Origin of the sequence: Parabacteroides sp. D25 (assembly GCF_000307475.1) — a bacterium.
GTDB lineage: Bacteria > Bacteroidota > Bacteroidia > Bacteroidales > Tannerellaceae > Parabacteroides > Parabacteroides distasonis.
On record NZ_JH976501.1, the window covers coordinates 226,234 to 244,368 of the forward strand.

The 18,135-nt window shown below is 43.5% G+C and carries 14 protein-coding genes; 9 read left to right on the forward strand and 5 right to left on the reverse strand.

What is annotated here, in order from left to right; genetic code table 11:
* Window positions 1–2: 2 nt before the first annotated feature.
* The 3 genes from HMPREF0999_RS04565 to HMPREF0999_RS04575 form a co-directional block, all read right to left on the reverse strand.
* On the reverse strand, window positions 3–3,218 hold the full coding sequence (locus HMPREF0999_RS04565) for a TonB-dependent receptor (RefSeq protein WP_232054474.1): 3,216 nt from the start codon (window positions 3,216–3,218) through the stop codon (window positions 3–5).
* Between the two features lie 334 nt (window positions 3,219–3,552).
* The gene (locus HMPREF0999_RS04570; RefSeq protein WP_009275289.1) at window positions 3,553–4,482 is read right to left on the reverse strand and encodes a FecR family protein; all 930 of its coding nucleotides are present in this window, start codon (window positions 4,480–4,482) and stop codon (window positions 3,553–3,555) included.
* A 74-nt stretch (window positions 4,483–4,556) separates the two neighbouring features.
* Window positions 4,557–5,102, reverse strand: a complete 546-nt coding sequence (locus HMPREF0999_RS04575; protein WP_009016548.1) for an RNA polymerase sigma-70 factor — start codon at window positions 5,100–5,102, stop codon at window positions 4,557–4,559.
* 863 nt (window positions 5,103–5,965) lie between these two features.
* Between HMPREF0999_RS04575 and HMPREF0999_RS04580 the strand changes: the two genes are divergently transcribed.
* From HMPREF0999_RS04580 to HMPREF0999_RS04590, 3 genes are all read left to right on the forward strand, one after another.
* Window positions 5,966–7,516, forward strand: a complete 1,551-nt coding sequence (locus HMPREF0999_RS04580; RefSeq protein ID WP_009275290.1) for a PglZ domain-containing protein — start codon at window positions 5,966–5,968, stop codon at window positions 7,514–7,516.
* A 75-nt stretch (window positions 7,517–7,591) separates the two neighbouring features.
* Entirely contained in the window at window positions 7,592–8,011 is a 420-nt protein-coding gene (tsaE, locus tag HMPREF0999_RS04585) for a tRNA (adenosine(37)-N6)-threonylcarbamoyltransferase complex ATPase subunit type 1 TsaE (protein WP_008772916.1), read from the forward strand.
* 4 nt (window positions 8,012–8,015) lie between these two features.
* On the forward strand, window positions 8,016–8,228 hold the full coding sequence (locus HMPREF0999_RS04590) for an immunity 17 family protein (protein WP_005859813.1): 213 nt from the start codon (window positions 8,016–8,018) through the stop codon (window positions 8,226–8,228).
* Window positions 8,229–8,331: 103 nt separating this feature from the next.
* On the opposite strand, the gene rnr is transcribed toward HMPREF0999_RS04590, so the two are convergent.
* On the reverse strand, window positions 8,332–10,518 hold the full coding sequence (gene rnr / locus HMPREF0999_RS04595) for a ribonuclease R (RefSeq protein WP_009275291.1): 2,187 nt from the start codon (window positions 10,516–10,518) through the stop codon (window positions 8,332–8,334).
* A 138-nt stretch (window positions 10,519–10,656) separates the two neighbouring features.
* Window positions 10,657–11,565 carry an SMP-30/gluconolactonase/LRE family protein gene (locus HMPREF0999_RS04600; RefSeq protein ID WP_009275292.1) on the reverse strand — a complete coding sequence of 303 codons (909 nt, stop codon included), beginning with the start codon at window positions 11,563–11,565 and terminating at the stop codon, window positions 10,657–10,659.
* A 138-nt stretch (window positions 11,566–11,703) separates the two neighbouring features.
* On the opposite strand from HMPREF0999_RS04600, the gene HMPREF0999_RS04605 reads away from it, so the two are divergent.
* Genes HMPREF0999_RS04605 through HMPREF0999_RS04630 form a run of 6 tightly spaced genes read left to right on the forward strand, consistent with a single transcriptional unit; the run spans window position 11,704 to window position 17,877 of the window.
* Window positions 11,704–12,831 carry a hypothetical protein gene (locus HMPREF0999_RS04605; RefSeq protein WP_009275293.1) on the forward strand — a complete coding sequence of 376 codons (1,128 nt, stop codon included), beginning with the start codon at window positions 11,704–11,706 and terminating at the stop codon, window positions 12,829–12,831.
* Between the two features lie 5 nt (window positions 12,832–12,836).
* The gene (locus tag HMPREF0999_RS04610) at window positions 12,837–14,702 is read left to right on the forward strand and encodes a DNA topoisomerase IV subunit B (protein ID WP_005867331.1); all 1,866 of its coding nucleotides are present in this window, start codon (window positions 12,837–12,839) and stop codon (window positions 14,700–14,702) included.
* On the forward strand, window positions 14,689–15,162 hold the full coding sequence (coaD, locus tag HMPREF0999_RS04615; RefSeq protein WP_005859804.1) for a pantetheine-phosphate adenylyltransferase: 474 nt from the start codon (window positions 14,689–14,691) through the stop codon (window positions 15,160–15,162). The genes HMPREF0999_RS04610 and coaD overlap by 14 nt, the downstream gene beginning before the upstream one ends.
* A gap of 23 nt (window positions 15,163–15,185) precedes the next feature.
* On the forward strand, window positions 15,186–16,775 hold the full coding sequence (locus HMPREF0999_RS04620; RefSeq protein WP_009275294.1) for a S41 family peptidase: 1,590 nt from the start codon (window positions 15,186–15,188) through the stop codon (window positions 16,773–16,775).
* Window positions 16,776–16,796: 21 nt separating this feature from the next.
* Window positions 16,797–17,324 (forward strand): chromate transporter, encoded by a 528-nt coding sequence (locus HMPREF0999_RS04625; RefSeq protein ID WP_005859800.1) that lies wholly within the window; start codon window positions 16,797–16,799, stop codon window positions 17,322–17,324.
* A 1-nt stretch (window position 17,325) separates the two neighbouring features.
* The gene (locus HMPREF0999_RS04630) at window positions 17,326–17,877 is read left to right on the forward strand and encodes a chromate transporter (RefSeq protein ID WP_005867334.1); all 552 of its coding nucleotides are present in this window, start codon (window positions 17,326–17,328) and stop codon (window positions 17,875–17,877) included.
* The last annotated feature ends 258 nt before the right edge of the window (window positions 17,878–18,135 follow it).

Consider the following 18,135-nt stretch of genomic DNA (forward strand, 5'->3'; position numbering starts at 1 on the left):
TATTAGAATGATAAATTGAAACCAATGGAGAATACGCGTGCTAGTGGCATATTATTCATATAATCGACACCCATATTCTTGTCATCGCCGTTCTTAACCTCGGGATCAATGTTGTTATACTTTGTCAATGTCAATAAGTTTTCCGCATTCAAATAAACACGACATTGCTGGAGTCCAATTTTCGAAAGCGTTTGTTTTGGAAGGGTATATCCTAATTCTAATTGTTTCAAACGAATATAAGAACCATCTTCAATTAAGTATGAAGAAACCTTACCTGCCTCATCATTTGGATTCAAGATATTGATCTCCGGCAGTTCCGCATTTCTGTTTTCAGGAGTCCAAGTATTCAATATACGGGTACTTTTATTGAAATAATCTCCCCAGAAATCAAGGCCATCCCTACCGCCTTTCGATGCGAAACAAATATCATTTCCTTGACTGCCTTGGATATAAAGAGACAAATCGAAGTTCTTGTAATAGAAGCGTGAACTCAAAGAGTACTCGAAATCAGGGTGAGGATTACCGATATAGGCCCTATCTTGGCTGTCTATTTTTCCGTCATTATTCACATCTCTATATTTCCAACGGCCGATTGCTTTGTCTGACTGTTCTACATGCGAGTCGACCTCGCCTTGTGTTTGGAAAATACCATCGATCACATAGCCATAGAAAGAGGAAATCGGATGACCTACTTCTGTTCTTGTATATGTGTTCGATATGAATTGATTTGAAGCTAATTTCTTTACCTCATTACGATATCCGGACAAAATGAGCCCTAATTCGTACCGGAAACCATAGTCTGTCGTATTCTGGAAATTGATATTCAATTCATATCCATTATTTTGCATTTCACCGATATTCATAAATGGGGCACTTGCCACTCCTCCGGTAGAAGGATAAGTAATTCTTTGCAAGATGTCGGTAGTATATTTATGGTAGAAATCGAATGACAAATTCAGTTTATTATTAAAAAGACCTGCGTCGATACCAATGTTTGTTTGTGTAGTCGTCTCCCATTTAAGATCCGGATTACCAATGCTCTCCTTACTGATACCTTGAGTGACAGAGTTTGGATCTCCCGCTATAGGATAGCTGCTAGTTGAGATATTCGTATAATACATGGACGCAAATGCGTAGTTATCGATATCCTGATTTCCTGTCAAACCGTAACTGGCTCTGATTTTCAAATCACTAAGAATATCTTGCCCTTTCATGAAGTTTTCTTCCGTAAGTCTCCATGCGGCGTTTACCCCTGGGAAGTAGCCATATCTATGATTCGCACCAAAACGTGAGGACCCATCTCGACGAATAATAGCCCCTAAATAATATTTGTCTTTATATTGATAATTGACACGTGCGAACAGAGAGAACAAAGCGTATTCATTTGCGTTGCCTGTATTGTCCTTGTTGGATTCGCCAGCGTCAAGGTATCTATAATCGGGATCCTCGATAATAAAATTACTTCTATAAGCAGAGAGATTCTCTATTTTAGAACTAATGGCTTCTGTACCTAGCAAAACATTCAGATTATGTGTTTCACGAAATTTTTTCGTGAAGGTCAAAGTATTGTTCCAAACCAATTCTGATTTACGGCCTCTTGCTTCCTTTAAAGAATTCACTAGCGTATTTGCGTCTCCTTTGTTCCAATAAGTTTTTGGATTGAACTCTTTGGAGCCGCTATCCTCAACGTTTACGCCGACATTTGTCTTGAATTGGAAGTATTTCAAGAAATTGATATCCAAATACAAATTACCTAACAAGTTGAGGTTGTCATTGTAATTCTCTCTTTGATTATAAAGTTGGGCTACCGGATTCTTGGAATCACCTAAACCATTAGCTTTTGTTCCGGCCCAATTACCTTCTACGTCGTAAACCGGAATAAGCGGAGCCATACGTACGGCCTCATGGTCTGATTTGCTTCCTTTGTATTTAGAGTAAGTTGCGCTTAGGTTTGATCCTAATGTGGCGAAGCTCAAAATCTTAAATTGAGAATTGGCTCGTAAAGAGAAGCGATCATAGCCCGCCCATTTTACAAGAGCTTCTTGTTTATAATAGTTTGCGCTCAAGAAATATTTAGACCCATTGCCACCTCCTTGTGCGCTGATATCAATGTTTGTAGTCGGTGCGGGGCGATAAACTTCATCAGCCCAATTAGTTCCGATCTTATTAGCGCGCATAAATTGATTTTCCGCAGTATTATAAGTGCTGAGATCTACCTGGCCTTCCATGGCTCCTGCCGGTAGAATATAATCAGGAATGACAGGTGTAGCTCCGTTGCCATATTGGTCATGCTGTGGTGTTAACCCGGCGTTTCTCATTGCGTTCCACAAGACTTCTCCATATTGTTGGGAGTTTAGCATTTCCGGCAAGTTGGTGGGAAGTTGCACGCCTACGTTTACTTTTACGTCAACGGTAGGTTTTCCTTCTTTACCTTGCTTTGTCGTGATTAAGATAACCCCGTTAGCTGCTTGGGAACCATAGATAGAGGCGGAGGAAGCATCCTTCAATACTTGTACAGACTCTATACTTGAAGGATTTATTTGGGATGCGATCTCGCTTTTTGTAGGAAAACCATCAATGACATACAACGGGCTGTTATTATTCAGTGTTCCGACACCTCGAATACGGATAGCAGGAGCATCGCCAGCTACGCCGGAAGTTGTTACGGACACACCGGATAACCTACCTTGAAGAAGGTTCTGTATATTCCCGGATGATTGAATAGATAAATCCTTCGTAGATATGGAAGAGATAGATCCGGCTACGTCTTTCTTGCGTTGCGTACCATAACCGATAACAACGACATCATCCAATGCTTGTGCGTCATCCTTCATGGTAATTTGGATGTTCGTCTGCCCTTTGGTAGGGATTTCTTGTGTCTGATATCCGATATAGGAAATTTGCAAGATGGCGTTCTCGGAGACCATAAGGCTGAAATTTCCGTTAATGTCGGTGATTATACCGTTTGTGGTTCCCTTCACCACGATATTTGCTCCAATGATAGGTTCACCAATTGCGTCTTTCACAACACCGGTAATTCTCCGGTTACTCTGTTGTGTAACAGAAGTGTTTTTTCGCATTAACATGATGTTATTACCCTCCATCGCATATGAGATGTCTGTTTGGGTAAAGACAGATGATAACACATCTGCTACGGTTTTATTTTGCGCCTCTACGGAAACCTTACGATTTAGATCTATTTCTTTGGTGTCGTACACAAAGAGATAGTCTGTTTGTTTTTCGATTTCGTTTAAGACAATTTGAGTGTTTGCATTGTTCACATGGATATTGACCCGTGTATTTTGCGAATTAACAGATGCAAACATTCCTGTGGTTGATAGAAATAGTGTTATAAAAGTTAACTTCATAACTCTTTTTGTTTGATTTTTCATACATTTGTAACTCTTGAATTTGATACTGATGATTTAAGTGCATGTGGTATTGATTCTTTCCGGGGAGTGTTGCCGCATTTCCCGGTTTTTATATACCGTTTCTTTTTTGATATTTTTTATCTCATAGGCATACATGATTTATAAGGTTAACATTCTGTTCTTACTTTATGATTATTAGATTCTTATCGTCATCTTTGATGTATGTGAATTTATGTTTTAACTGAAGTACTTTTAATACATGCTCTATTCCATCTTGAATACGAAATTTGCCGGAATAGTGATGTTTCAACAATGAGGGACGTTGGATCTCAATCGTAGTATCATAATAAAGTTCTAGTTTCTTTATTAGATCTTGGATTGATTCATTCTCAAAACAGAACAGGCCTTCTTTCCATTTAAAATAGTCGCTATTATTAATTGTAGATTTCTTGAGCATCCTATTCTCTATACTAACGATTTCATTAGGCTTGAGTTGTAATCCATTTCTTAAATTAGGGGAACTGATTTTTACACTACCCTTTAAAAGGGCGGTTTCGAACAAGGATGTGTTATGGTAAGCTTTTACATTGAACTCTGTACCTAATACTTGAACATCATGATTTTGGGTATGTACGGTAAATGGACTATTTTCATTGTGCTGGACAGAGAAGTAACCTTCGCCGTCTAATTCCACGTTTCGGGTGTTTGCGCTGAATTGTTCAGGAAATTTTAGGGTTGAGCGAGAGTTTAGCCATACATGCGTACCATCGGCTAAGGTGACCTCTGCCCGTTGTCCGGCAGGGACATGAATGGTTTGCATTTGTTTCTTGTTCGATTGTTGTATCTGCAGTTGTTTGCTTCCCCAAAAGCCGATTAGAAAGATGGCTGCGATTTTTAAGATCTCGGCCATTATCTTCCGTATGGAATAATGTACTTTCTTTACGGAATTTGTCTTATCTGTATTGGCTTGCCAAAGTGAAATGTCATATAATTTGCGTAAAACCAGAAATTCACGCATGTTTTCAGGGCTTTCGTCTAACCATGATGCTATTTTCAGTCTTTCTTTCTCTGAAACCTCTCCTTTTATGTATCGTTGTAGTAATTCCTTCATGGTATCTATTAATTTCGCTTTATAAATAATAAACGATGCTGCAAGATAGATCCCTAGTGGAAAAACGAGAAAAGTCAAGAAAAAAGAAAATAGAATAAGGGAAGATAATCTTTTAGATTGATACGTAATACTTTTAAAGTCTTGGTAATGTGGTATTCTACTCCTTTTACGGTGAGGTTGGTTTCTATAGCGATTTCTTTCACTGTTTTGTTTTCGAAACGACTCATCTCGAATATCCTGCGAGTTTGTTCGGGCAATGATTGTAGGGTGCGCTGAAGGATTGTGCGTATCTCTTCCCGGAAAATTTCTTCTGGATCGCAAGCCTCTAAAGTGGATATGCGGATGCTTAGTTCTCGCTTTTTTATTTCTTCTAGATTTTCGATCGCAGCATCATGTACAGCTTTATGGCGTAAGTAGTCGAGAGCTTTATTTCTCAAGATCGAAAGTAAAAGAGCTTCTGTTGCTTCTCCTTTTTGGGTGGAGATCAGTCTCCAATACTTCACAAGAGAATCGGATACGATATCTTCTGCTATCATATCATCATGTACGTATGATTTAGCGAACATGAACGATCGTTGATAGTTTCGTTCGTAAATAATGTTAAAATTGTCTTTTGCCATTATAAGCTGAGTAATAAAAATAAGATTACATGACTTCTGAAGTAAAACTAAGTTCTTCAAAGTTCCCTAGGAACTATATTCGGTATTTACAAACTACGCTTCTTCCTAATTCACATATTGTATCTACAGAGCGTAAATAGACTAACCGGTGGGACTTTTATGCCCTGAAATCATATAGTTATGTCAATAAAATATAAGACAATATTGATTTAGAATAGAAAAGATTGTGTTTTGCTAAAAGAAATCAATATATTTGCCTTATCTTTTGGAGTTTTAACATAAAAGGCATTTGGCACTAAATAGTCATGAACATAGTTCCTAGGGAACTATTTTCTTCATTCCTACAGAAGACAAAAGTTTCGTGCCGAAGAAACCTTAGTTTCCCTATATAGAAACAAAAGTTTCCTAAGCGGAAAACAAAGGTTTTAGCGGTATAAAACTTTAGTTTTTCATGGATAAAAACTGTATAAGCTTATATGTTAATGTTTTGTCTGTATAAGGAAGAGACCGTATGATGATTGCGGCAAGTGTGGAGAGATCGTTCTGTTTAGAGATAGAAAAGTAGTAAATGATGGTAGATAGGGCCTGATAATTGTAGATGTTTTTTATCTACCACCATAGGCTAAACCGTCTAAAGATAGATGATTACAAGGATAGTTGTAGATGTTGTAGATAAATTGGATATTTTTGAACCTTAGTCAGTAAGAGAGAGTACTGTTCGTGAGTTGATGAAGGAGATCTCCTCATTGGCTATTCGCTTATCTGGATTTGGGAAAATTACGAGATCAAATACGAAACATCCCGTTTCTTTCGTTGTTATATGGAGGATTATCCATATATTTGTAAATAAACTAGGTAAGCTTATGGCAGCGAAGAAAGATAGAGTACTTTGGGCGGATGACGAGATTGATTTGTTGAAACCACATATCTTGTTCTTGCAGGACAAGGGATATGAGGTGGTTCCGGTGGTGAGCGGGCAAGACGCTATTGACTGCTGTAAGGAACAATCGTTTGACATTATTTTTCTCGATGAGAATATGCCCGGCTTGACAGGATTGGAGACGCTGTCGCATATCAAGGAGATCGCTCCGAATGTGCCGGTCGTGATGGTGACTAAAAGTGAGGAGGAAAGTATCATGAATCAGGCGATCGGAAATAAGATCGCGGATTATTTGATCAAACCGGTAAATCCCAACCAATTGCTTCTCTCTATCAAGAAGAATGTCCATAAGAACGTGATTATCTCCGAGACGACCACGGTGGGTTATCAGCAGGAATTCGGTCGTATCGGTATGCAAATCAATGATTCCTTGACCACAGACGACTGGATGGAGGTCTATAAGAAATTGGTGTACTGGGAACTGGAACTGGAAAGCAGCCAAGTGGCAATGACAGATATGCTCCGTATGCAGAAGGAAGAGGCCAATAACGCTTTTGCCAAATTCGTGAAGAAGAATTATGTGGACTGGATACAGAATCCGGTCGATCGCCCGTTGATGAGCCCCGACCTGTTTAAGAAGAAAGTCTTCCCAATGTTGGATAATGACGAGAAGGTTTTCTTTATATTGATCGATAATTTCCGGCTGGATCAATGGCGGGTGGTAAAAGAATTGCTTACTGAGTATTTTACGTTTGACGAGAGCTTGTATTATAGCATACTGCCAACCGCCACGCAATATGCCCGCAACTCTATATTCTCGGGCTTGATGCCTTCGCAAATAGAGCAGATGTTTCCGGATTTGTGGGTAGATGAGGAGAGCGAGGAAGGTAAGAATTTGAATGAGGCTCCATTGATTCAAACCCAGATCGATCGGTTCCGTAAGAAATATACCTTCTCATATAATAAAGTACACGATTCCCAATATGGAGAGAAATTGTTGGCTACGATCCCTTCTCTTACTCGTAATCAACTGAATGTGATTGTGCTGAACTTCGTGGATATGCTTTCGCATGCTCGTACGGAGAGTAAGATGATCCGCGAGTTGGCGCAAAGCGAGGCGGCCTATCGCAGTTTGACTAAATCATGGTTCCAGCACTCTTCTACGCTTGAGTTGTTCAAACGAATCGCCGAGCGGGGAGGAAAAGTAATCGTTACGACCGATCATGGAACGATTCGGGTAACGAATCCGATCAAGGTGATAGGTGATAAGAATACGAATACCAATCTACGCTATAAGGTAGGCAAGAACTTGAACTACAATCCAAAAGAGGTATTTGAGATCCGGGACCCGGAAAAAGTAGGGCTTCCCTCCCCGAATCTAAGCAGTAAGTATATTTTCGCCTACGGAGAGAATTTCTTCGCTTATCCGAATAATTATAACTACTACGTATCCTATTATAAAAATACATTCCAGCACGGAGGAATCTCGATGGAGGAGATGTTGGTGCCGTTTATTACGATGGAACCGAAATGATAATATGCCGAAAAGTTGCGTATATCATAAATATCACGAACTTTGCAGTCCATATAAACTGTAAACACGAATGCTATGAGCACACTGAAAATAGAAAGTTTGGATAAGATCCATGAGGCGGCTAAGGAGTTTATCGCCGGGATGGATGATCGTACGGTCTTTGCCTTCTATGGTCCGATGGGGGCCGGTAAGACTACCTTTATCAAGGCGATCTGTGAGGAATTGGGTGTGGAGGATGTGATCAACAGTCCCACATTCGCTATTATCAATGAGTACCGTAGCGATACGACGGGAGAATTGATTTATCATTTTGATTTTTACCGGATCAATAAATTGAGTGAGGCGGAGGATATCGGAACAGAAGACTATTTCTATAGCGGAGCTTTATGTTTTATTGAATGGCCGGAGAAAATAGATGAGTTGTTACCCGGAGATGTGGTAGATGTAACGATCTCGGAGAATCCGGACGGTTCACGTACTGTAGAGGTTAAGTAAGTCTATGGATCCTTCCGAATACTTTATCTTATCCTTGTTTATCGCTTTGGGATTGTTCTCAATCGTAGCGGCGATCTGTAATTTTGATTGGTACTTTAAAACCAGCGGGGCGATGACTTTCGTGAACTGGTTCGGTCGTGGCGGCGCACGTATCTTCTATGCGTTGTTGGGAATCGGGCTGATCGCTTGTGGGGCGCTGGGACTTATGTATTGGTGATAAAAAGTAAATTATACTTACTTGTCCTAGTAAGTATAATCAAAATGCCTAAGTAAGTATAACTTCGTTGTCTGATGAAGTTATACTTACTTTGAAAAAGGCCTTATTCCGCTAATTGGAAATCAAGTTGCTTACGTTCCAGATTCGCTTGCGCTACTTTGATAGTGATAGGGTCTCCCAAACGATATTGACGTTTCTTGCGACGGCCCAATAAACAATAATTCTTCTCATCAAACTCATAGTAATCGTCATCCAGATCACGGATTGGTACAAGCCCCTCGCATTTATTCTCGTTCAGTTCTACGTAAAGTCCCCATTCGGTGACACCGGAGATAACGCCGTCGAATACCATGCCGAGCTTATCCTGCATGAATTCTACTTGCTTATATTTGATGGATGCACGCTCTGCGTTGGCGGCGACTTGCTCCATGCTGGAACAATGATCGCACAGCTCCTCATACTTCTTTTGTATCACGCTACGGCCTCCGGCTAAGTAACGTTCCAGCAACCGGTGTACCATCATGTCCGGGTAACGGCGGATCGGAGAGGTGAAGTGCGTATAGTATTCGAAAGCCAAGCCATAGTGGCCGATATTCTCCGTGGAGTAACGGGCCTTTTGCATGGCACGGATCGCCACTGTCTCGATCAAGTTCTCTTCCGGCTTCCCTTGTACATTGTCTAATAAGGAGTTGATACCTTTGGAGACATCCGTCTTCGTGCCGTCTGTTTTCAACTTATAGCCGAAGCGACGGATAAAAGAGGCGAAATTCTCCATTTTATCTGGGTCCGGAAGCTCATGGATACGATAAACAAATGTCTTCTTAGTCTTTCCTTTAGGAGGACGACCCACGAACTCGGCTACGGTACGGTTTGCCAATAGCATGAACTCCTCGATTAACTTGTTAGCGTCTTTTGAAACCTTGAAATAAACACGGACCGGTTTCCCTTGTTCGTCGATCTCGAATTTGACCTCATAGCGGTCGAAGTTGATAGCGCCACTCTTGAAACGGCGTTCCCGCAATTTCTTGGCAAGGTCGTTCAAGGCTAGAATCTCCTCTTTATAATCTCCCTCGCCGGTTTCGATCACCTCTTGTGCCTCCTCATAGGTAAAGCGGCGGTCGCTCTTGATAATCGTGCGGCAGATCCGGGAGTTTTGTACCACGGCATCGCTATTTAGTTCGAAGACAGCGGAGAAGCATAATTTTTCCTCGTCGGGACGTAAAGAGCATATTTGGTTGCAAAGTCGCTCGGGAAGCATCGGTATCGTACGGTCTACCAGATAAACGGAAGTCGCACGGCTTTGTGCCTCTTTATCGATGACACCGTCCGTTTTCACATAATGTGTTACGTCGGCGATATGTACGCCAACCTCCCAGTTCCCGTTATCCAAACGGCGTGCGGAAAGGGCGTCGTCGAAGTCTTTCGCGTCCTTCGGGTCGATCGTGAAGGTTGTTATCCCCCGGAAATCCTCCCGGTTCTCAATTTCCTCCGGAGAGATCGCTTCCGGGATCTTATCCGCCGCTTTCTCTACCGAGGAAGGATATTTGTAAGGCAATCCGAATTCGGCAAGGATCGCGTGCATCTCGGCGGTATTCTGTCCGGCGATACCTAATATATCGATGACCTCACCCAGTGGATTCTTGGCTTCATCCGGCCATTCCACGATACGTACGATCGCTTTGTCGCCGTTCTTGCCCCCTTTCAGTTTATCCTTAGGGATGAAAATATCGTTAGCCAACGTCTTGTTTTCCGTAATCAAGAAGGCAAAGCCTTTAGCTACTTGAAGTTTACCTACGAAAGTACGCTCCTTGCTCTCAAGGATTTCCACGACCTCACCTTCCGGCTCGGCACCTTTACGTTTGGCGAAAAGCTGTACTTTTACTTTGTCTCCATCCATGGCATGCCCGGAATTACGTTCAGCGATAAATACCGGCGTACCTCCGTCTTCAGGGATGAAAGAATTCTTTCCATTGCTGCGGCGTGCGAAAGTTCCTACGGCTAGGGTTCCCAATCCGTTGAGACGGTAACGGCCACGGTCGATCTCGGTGATGATATCCTCGGCGGACAAGTCATACAGGATGTCTACCACCTGCAATTTCTGCACTTGGTTCTCGACTCCGATGATCTTGCTGATTTGTTTATAGTTGAAAGGTTCCTTGGGAGCGGATTGGAAAACGGAAATGATGGCTTGGATCATCGCTTCTTTTTTCATACGTTTACCAACACCCTTTTCCTTTTTTCCTTTTTTCTCCTTATTGTTATCTTTTTTTACTGGTCTATTCTTTGCCATTCTGTATAATTATTTGCATTTGTTTTTGTGGAGACGGGGCACACCTCGTCTTTTGCACGCCATGTCTACAAAGGAAACAATTTAAATTGATATTTGGTTGACAATTGTGTTAATTAGATTTATTAAGCTTGCGGATTCTTAATGGAAACAATTCGCCGGCACCCCTTTCGCTCCGGGCTTGCAACAGAATACGCTACCGCTTAGTGGATATTCTTCAAGCTGTTCCTTGCTTAATCCGGCACGGGCGGTCGTTATATAAAGCGTGTCGAGCTTATCCCCTCCAAAAGCGCATGACGCTACGTGGGGGGCCGGCACGACAATTTTTGTCAACAGATCGCCGGTATAGGGATTGTAACAATAAACACCGCCACCTCCCCATTGAGCCACCCAAAGGTTGTCGTTGCAATCTATCGTCATTCCATCCGGGGAGCCGGTGCCCTCGGGTATATTTACGGCTACGCCATCGTACAATATGTCACCGGAGCTATCGTCATACCGGAAACGTATGATCTTACGGGTAGGTGTGTCGTTGTAATACATGTATTTCTTGTTGGCGGACCATACGATCCCATTGGAGATCGTGACTTTTGTCAACTTTGTTTCGACGGTTCCGTCTGCCCATACACAATAAAGGCTGGCAGCCCCTTTAGGCGCGCCAAATCCCATGGTGCCGATCCATAAGCGTCCGGACGGGTCGCATTTCCCATCGTTGCAACGAATCTTCCCGTTATTGTCCGGGATTGGGGCGATAGATGTCGTGTTCCCATCCGTTAGGTTTACACGTATGATCTCGTTTTGTAAAGCGACGACTACCGTACTGTCCGTTTCCGGTACGACGGTAGAGACCATGCGGTCGAACTGCCATGAACGGCAGTTTTGCAAGTCCGGTATATACTCATATAACGTCTTTCCTTCAATATCTACCCAGAAAAGTGTATTGCGATCGGGATGCCAAATCGATCCCTCCCCTGTAGTAGCTTCCGCCCGAAACGCCAGATCGGGGCTGATTATAATAGGATCGTTTATACAAGAGGTTCCTTCAAACATGATAAATGCCAATATTAATTTAATAACTATTTTTTTCATGGTATGCTATGAATCTGAGTTTACAAAGGTATAAATTTGTTTTATAATGCCATGATAAAAGATTATTTATGTAACTTTGCCGCTTAAATAAAATTACCGATGAGCGTAGAGATAAGAGAAGTTACCAGTAAGAAGGAGCTTAAGAAGTTTGTCAAGTTCAATATCGAATTATACAAGGGTAATCCCTATCACGTACCGGGTTTAATAGAGGAAGAGATGATGACGCTGGATAAGAAGAAAAATCCGGCGTTCGAGGTGTGCGACGCTATTTACTTCCTTGCCTATAAGGACGGGAAGGTGGTAGGCCGTATCGCCGGTATGGTGAATCACCCGAGTAACGAGGCTTGGGGACAGAAACGTGCCCGCTTTGGTTTCGTTGATTTTATTGATGATGACGAGGTGGTTGATGCCCTTTTTGGCGCTGTTGAGAAATGGGCCCGCGAACAAGGCATGGAGGAGATCCACGGTCCGATGGGCTTTACCGATATGGATCACGAGGGTATGTTGATCGAGGGTTTCGATCAGATCGGTACGATGGCTACGATTTATAATTATCCCTATTACCCCAAGCAAGTGGAGCGTATCGGATACGGAAAGGATCAAGATTGGCATGAATTTAAGATCTATATACCGGATGGCGTTCCGGAGAAGCATTTGCGTATCGGTGAGATCGTGAAGAAGAAATACGGATTGAAGGTGCTGAAGTTCAAGAACGCTAAGGAGATTATGCCTTACGCCCGTCCGGTATTCCATACATTGAACGCGGCTTTCGCTCCCTTGTATGGTTTCGCACGATTGACCGAGAAGCAGATCGATTATTATATCAATATGTATATCCCTATGCTGCGTTATGATTTGGTAACGCTGATCGTAAGGGAAGAGGATAATGCGGTGGTTGGCTTTGGTATCTCCCTGCCCAACCTTTCGAGAGCCTTGCAAAAGGCTCGTGGGCATCTGTTACCCTTCGGGTGGATTCATTTGCTGAAAGCGTTGAAGAGTAAGCCGAAAGTAATCGACCTGTATTTGACAGGAGTCTTGCCGGAATATCAAAGTAAAGGCGTGAACGCTTTATTATTTAATGACTTGATTCCGGTCTATAAGCGTATCGGTGCCGTTTACGCCGAGAGTAACCCGGAGCTGGAGACGAATAGTGCCGTACAAGCGCAATGGGATTATTTTAAGCGAGAGCATCATAAATCAAGAAGAGCGTATATTAAAAAGTTATAAGAGATATGGATGAGCTGAATTCAACGATACAACAACCTACGGAATATAACGATGATGACATCAAGACACTGGACTGGATGGAGCATATCCGCCGGCGTCCCGGTATGTATATCGGAAAACTAGGGGACGGTAGCTATGCCGATGATGGTATCTATGTGTTGTTGAAGGAGGTGCTGGATAACTCTATCGACGAGTACATGATGGGGTATGGCAAAAGTATCGAGGTGACTATCGAGGAAGGTACGGTAGCCGTACGGGATTATGGCCGTGGTGTCCCTTTGGGTAAAGTCGTGGATGTGTCTAGCAAGATGAATACCGGTGCTAAATACGATAGCAAGGCGTTTAAGAAATCTGTGGGTTTGAATGGTGTGGGTATCAAGGCGGTGAATGCCTTGAGTAGTTATTTCTTGATAACCAGCTACCGTGACGGAGAGTGTAAGCGGGTGGAATATAGTAAGGCGATCGTCACGGAGGAATCGGATATCCAACCGACCGGGGAGGCGAACGGTACGCAGGTATTCTTTGTCCCGGACCGGGAGATCTTTAAGGATTATCATTATAAGGACGAGTTTATCGAGGGGCTATTAAAGAACTATGTCTTCTTGAACTCGGGACTTTCCATTATTTACAACGGCAAGCGTTTCTATTCCCGCAACGGTCTGGTGGATTTGTTGAACGAGAATATGACCACCGAGCCTCTTTACCCGATCATCCACCTGAAAGGGGAGGATATAGAGGTGGTTATCACGCATAGCAATCAATATGGAGAGGAATATTATTCGTTCGTGAACGGCCAGCATACCACCCAAGGCGGTACGCACCTTTCCGCTTTCAAGGAGTCTGTAGGCCGTGTCATCAAGGAATATTACAATAAGAATTTCGAGTATTCGGATATTCGTGCGGGTATCGTGGCCGCTATCAGCATAAAAGTGGAGGAGCCTGTATTCGAGAGTCAGACAAAGACCAAGCTCGGCTCGAAAGATATAGGACCGGACGGCCCTACGGTAGCGAAGTTTATCGGTGATTTCATCAAGAATGACCTGGATAACTATTTGCATAAGAATATGGAGACTTCGGAGCTTTTACTGAAGAAGATCTTGGAGTCCGAGAAAGAGCGCAAGGCGATCGCCGGTGTTACGAAGCTGGCCCGCGAGCGTGCGAAGAAAGCGAATTTACATAATAAGAAACTAAGGGATTGCCGGATTCACCTGACCGACTCGAAAGGGGATTTGCTAGAGGAAAGCAGTATCTTTATCACGGAGGGCGACTCAGCTAGCGGTTCTATCACGAAGAGCCGTAACCCGAATTACCAAGCTGTATTTAGTTTGAGGGGTAAGCCCTTGAATAGTTATGGCTTGACAAAGAAGATCGTTTACGAGAACGAGGAGTTTAACTTGCTTCAAGCGGCCTTGAATATTGAGGATGGCTTGGAAGGTTTGCGGTATAATAAGGTGATTATCGCGACAGATGCCGACGTGGACGGGATGCATATCCGTTTATTGTTGATTACCTTCTTCTTGCAATTCTTCCCCGATTTGATTAAGCGTAATCATGTTTATATCTTGCAAACCCCGTTATTCCGGGTACGTAACCGGCAGAAGACGTGGTATTGTTATTCAGAGGAGGAACGCTTGGCTGCCATAGCCGCTGCCGGGAAGAATCCGGAGATCACCCGATTCAAAGGTCTGGGAGAGATCTCTCCCGATGAGTTCAAGCATTTTATCGGCAAGGATATACGCCTTGATCCGGTGACAATGAAGAAAGAGGACCTCGTGAAAGATATGCTTGAGTTCTATATGGGGAAGAATACCATGGAGCGACAGAACTTTATTATCGATAACTTAGTGGTTGAAGAAGATGTCATCAATTGAAAATAAACGTATCGCGCTTTTTCCCGGTACCTTCGATCCTTTTACGATCGGGCATCAATCCTTGGTAAGGCGTGGGTTGGAACTGGTGGACGAGATCGTGATCTCGATCGGTATCAACGATAAGAAGCTTACCTATTTCTCCTTGGAGAAGCGGATGGAAGCGATCTGGAATCTATACAAGGATAATCCAAGGGTGAAAGTCATGTCATATAATCAATTGACGGTGGATTTCGCTAAAGAGGTCGGAGCCGGCTTTATCTTAAGAGGAATCCGTACGGTCAATGATTTCGAATATGAGAAGACGATCGCGGACGTGAATCGTAAGTTGACGGGTATCGAGACTTTTATCTTGTTTACGGAACCGGAACATACGCATATTAGCTCAAGCATTGTCCGTGAGTTGTTACGCTACGGCAAAGACATTTCTCAATTCGTCCCTAAAGAGACGAGATTGTATTGAAAATTATGAAACGAATATATCTGATGAAAAGAATCGTCTTATCCCTGCTGATCGTCCTAGGTGTGTTTACCGGAGCGACAGCGCAAAAAGCGAATATGGATGCCCGGAAGCTCCAATTGGCTTTATTCGCCATCTCTAATCTATATGTCGACTCTACTAGCGAGACGAAGTTGGTGGAAGACGCTATAGTCGGCATGTTGGATAAGCTAGACCCTCATTCCAATTATATGGACCCGGAGGAGACGAAAGAGATGACCGAGCCTTTACAAGGCAATTTCGATGGTATCGGCATACAGTTCAATATGTTGACGGATACGCTTTACGTGATTCAGGTAATCCCCGGAGGTCCCTCTGAGAAGGTGGGGTTGATGGCGGGCGACCGTATTATCCAAGTAGACGATACCTTGATCGCCGGCGTGAAGATGAAGACTACCGATATCATGAAGAAACTACGCGGACCGAAAGGTACCGAGGTGCGTGTGAAGGTAAAGCGAGGCAAGTCGCCGGAATTGATGGATTTCAAGATCGTTCGCGGTAAGATTCCCGTGTATAGTCTGGATGCCGCTTATATGGCGGATAAGAATACCGGTTATATTAAGTTGAACCGTTTCGCCGCTTCTTCCGCCGATGAATTCAGGGAGGCGTTGGAGAAGCTCCGGAAACAGGGTATGAAGAACTTGATTCTGGATTTGCAGGGAAATGGCGGGGGATATTTGAATATCGCCATAGAGCTGGCGGATGAGTTCTTGGATAAAAACCGGTTGATCGTTTATACGAAAGGGAGTAAGCAACCTCGTGAGGAGGCGAACTCTACCGCTCGCGGACAATTCCAAGAGGGACGTTTGGTCGTGCTGGTGGACGAGTCCTCGGCTTCGGCCAGCGAGATCGTCTCCGGCGCTATTCAAGATTGGGACCGTGGAGTGATCGTAGGTCGCCGTACCTTTGGTAAAGGTTTGGTACAGAAACCGATTCCCCTGCCGGATGGTTCCATGATTCGTTTGACGGTTTCCCGTTACTATACACCCACCGGACGTTGTATACAAAAGCCTTACGAGAACGGGAAGATCGAGGAGTACCACCATGATCTGATCGACCGTTATAACCGGGGGGAGTTGATGAGTGCCGATAGCATTCATTTCCCGGATTCAATGAAGTATAACACCTTGGTTACCGAGCGTACCGTATATGGAGGTGGAGGTATTATGCCGGACGTGTTCATCCCGGTAGATACGACTCGCTATACGGATTATCACCGGAAACTGGTAGCTTCCGGTTTAGTCAATCGGGTGTCCATGAATTATCTGGATCGTAATCGGAACCAGATGATGGCTAAATATCCGAAGTTCCAGCAATATAAGCAATATTTCGTGGTTGGAGAGGATATCATGGAGGAGCTTCTTAAGATGGCCGGCGATGAGAAGATTGAGTTTGAGGAAGAGCAATATAATCGTTCGAAGCCGTTGATTATGCTTCAGATCAAGGCGCTTATCGCACGGGATCTCTATGATATGGCGCAGTACTTCCAGATTATCAATGATGATAATCCGAGTTACCAGAAAGCGCTTCAGATTATTAATAATAAAGAAACTTACAATAGGCTTTTAGGACGTTAGCCAACGTAAACTGATAAGGGTATGTATTGGACGCTTTTTCTGACATTCGTGAAAATCGGTATGTTTACCATCGGAGGTGGATACGCCATGTTGCCGCTTATCCAGCGGGATGTGGTGGACCGGGGGTGGATGACGAAAGAGGACTTTATCGATGTTTTCTCCGTGGCCCAATCGTTGCCGGGTATTTTCGCCGTGAATATAGCGATCTTCGTGGGTTATAAACTGAAGAAGACATGGGGCGGTTTTGTTTGTGCCTTGGGCACGATTCTCCCTTCTTTTGTAATCATGCTCTTGATCGCGTTATTCTTTACGCAGGTAAAGGATAATGTATGGGTGGAGAAGGCGTTTATGGGATTGCGTCCGGCGGTGGTCGCCTTGATCGCCGTGCCTTGTCTGACAACCGCACGTTCTATCAAGTTGAGTTACGTGCAAATGATCATACCTGTCGGGGCGGCATTGCTGATCTGGATGGGTGGGGTGTCTCCCGCTTGGATTATCTTGGCGGCTATAGCCGGAGGTTTGGTGTATGGTTTAAATAAGAAGGGCTGATATGATTTGGTTACAATTATTATATGTATATCTGAAGATCGGTATATTGGGCTTTGGTGGCGGGTATGCGATGTTATCCTTGATACAAGCCGACGTGGTGGACCGCTATGGTTGGATTTCCTTGCAGGAGTTTACCGATATTGTCGCTATCTCTCAAATGACACCCGGGCCGATCGGTATCAATAGCGCCACCTATATAGGGTATACGGCGGTGCATAATGCGGGGTATTCAGAGACGATGAGTATCCTAGGGTCTTGCCTGACGACATTCGCGGTATGTCTGCCCTCTTTCATATTGGTTCTCTTGATCTCTTATTTCTTCGCTAAGTTCCGGAATAATAAATATGTAGAGGCGGCTTTCCTTGGATTGCGCCCGGCTACGGTCGGTTTGATCGCCGCCGCCGCCTTGCTATTAATGAATAAAGAGAACTTCATCGACTACAAGAGCTTCTTGATCTTTGGCGCCGCCTTTATCTTGACTTGGAAATTCAAGATACATCCTATCTTGATGATTATTTTGGCAGGTATCGCCGGGGTTATTTTGTATTATTGAGGATCAAATCGGCTCAATTTGAGCTGATTCTTTAAGAAGAATGACTACTTTTGAGCCGATAAAAGATAGGTGGAATGGCGTTTATTCTTACTTCTTGCTCGATATAACGCAAATCCGCTGACACACCTTTTGTGCGGAGGTAGCGAGATTGTGGGAAAGAAGTGGTGATAAGCGTGCTTTTTCGTTAAAAAGAGGCCGATTTGGGACATAATAGGTGACGAGACAGCTTGCGAGAGGACGCATTCCTTGATGCGTATA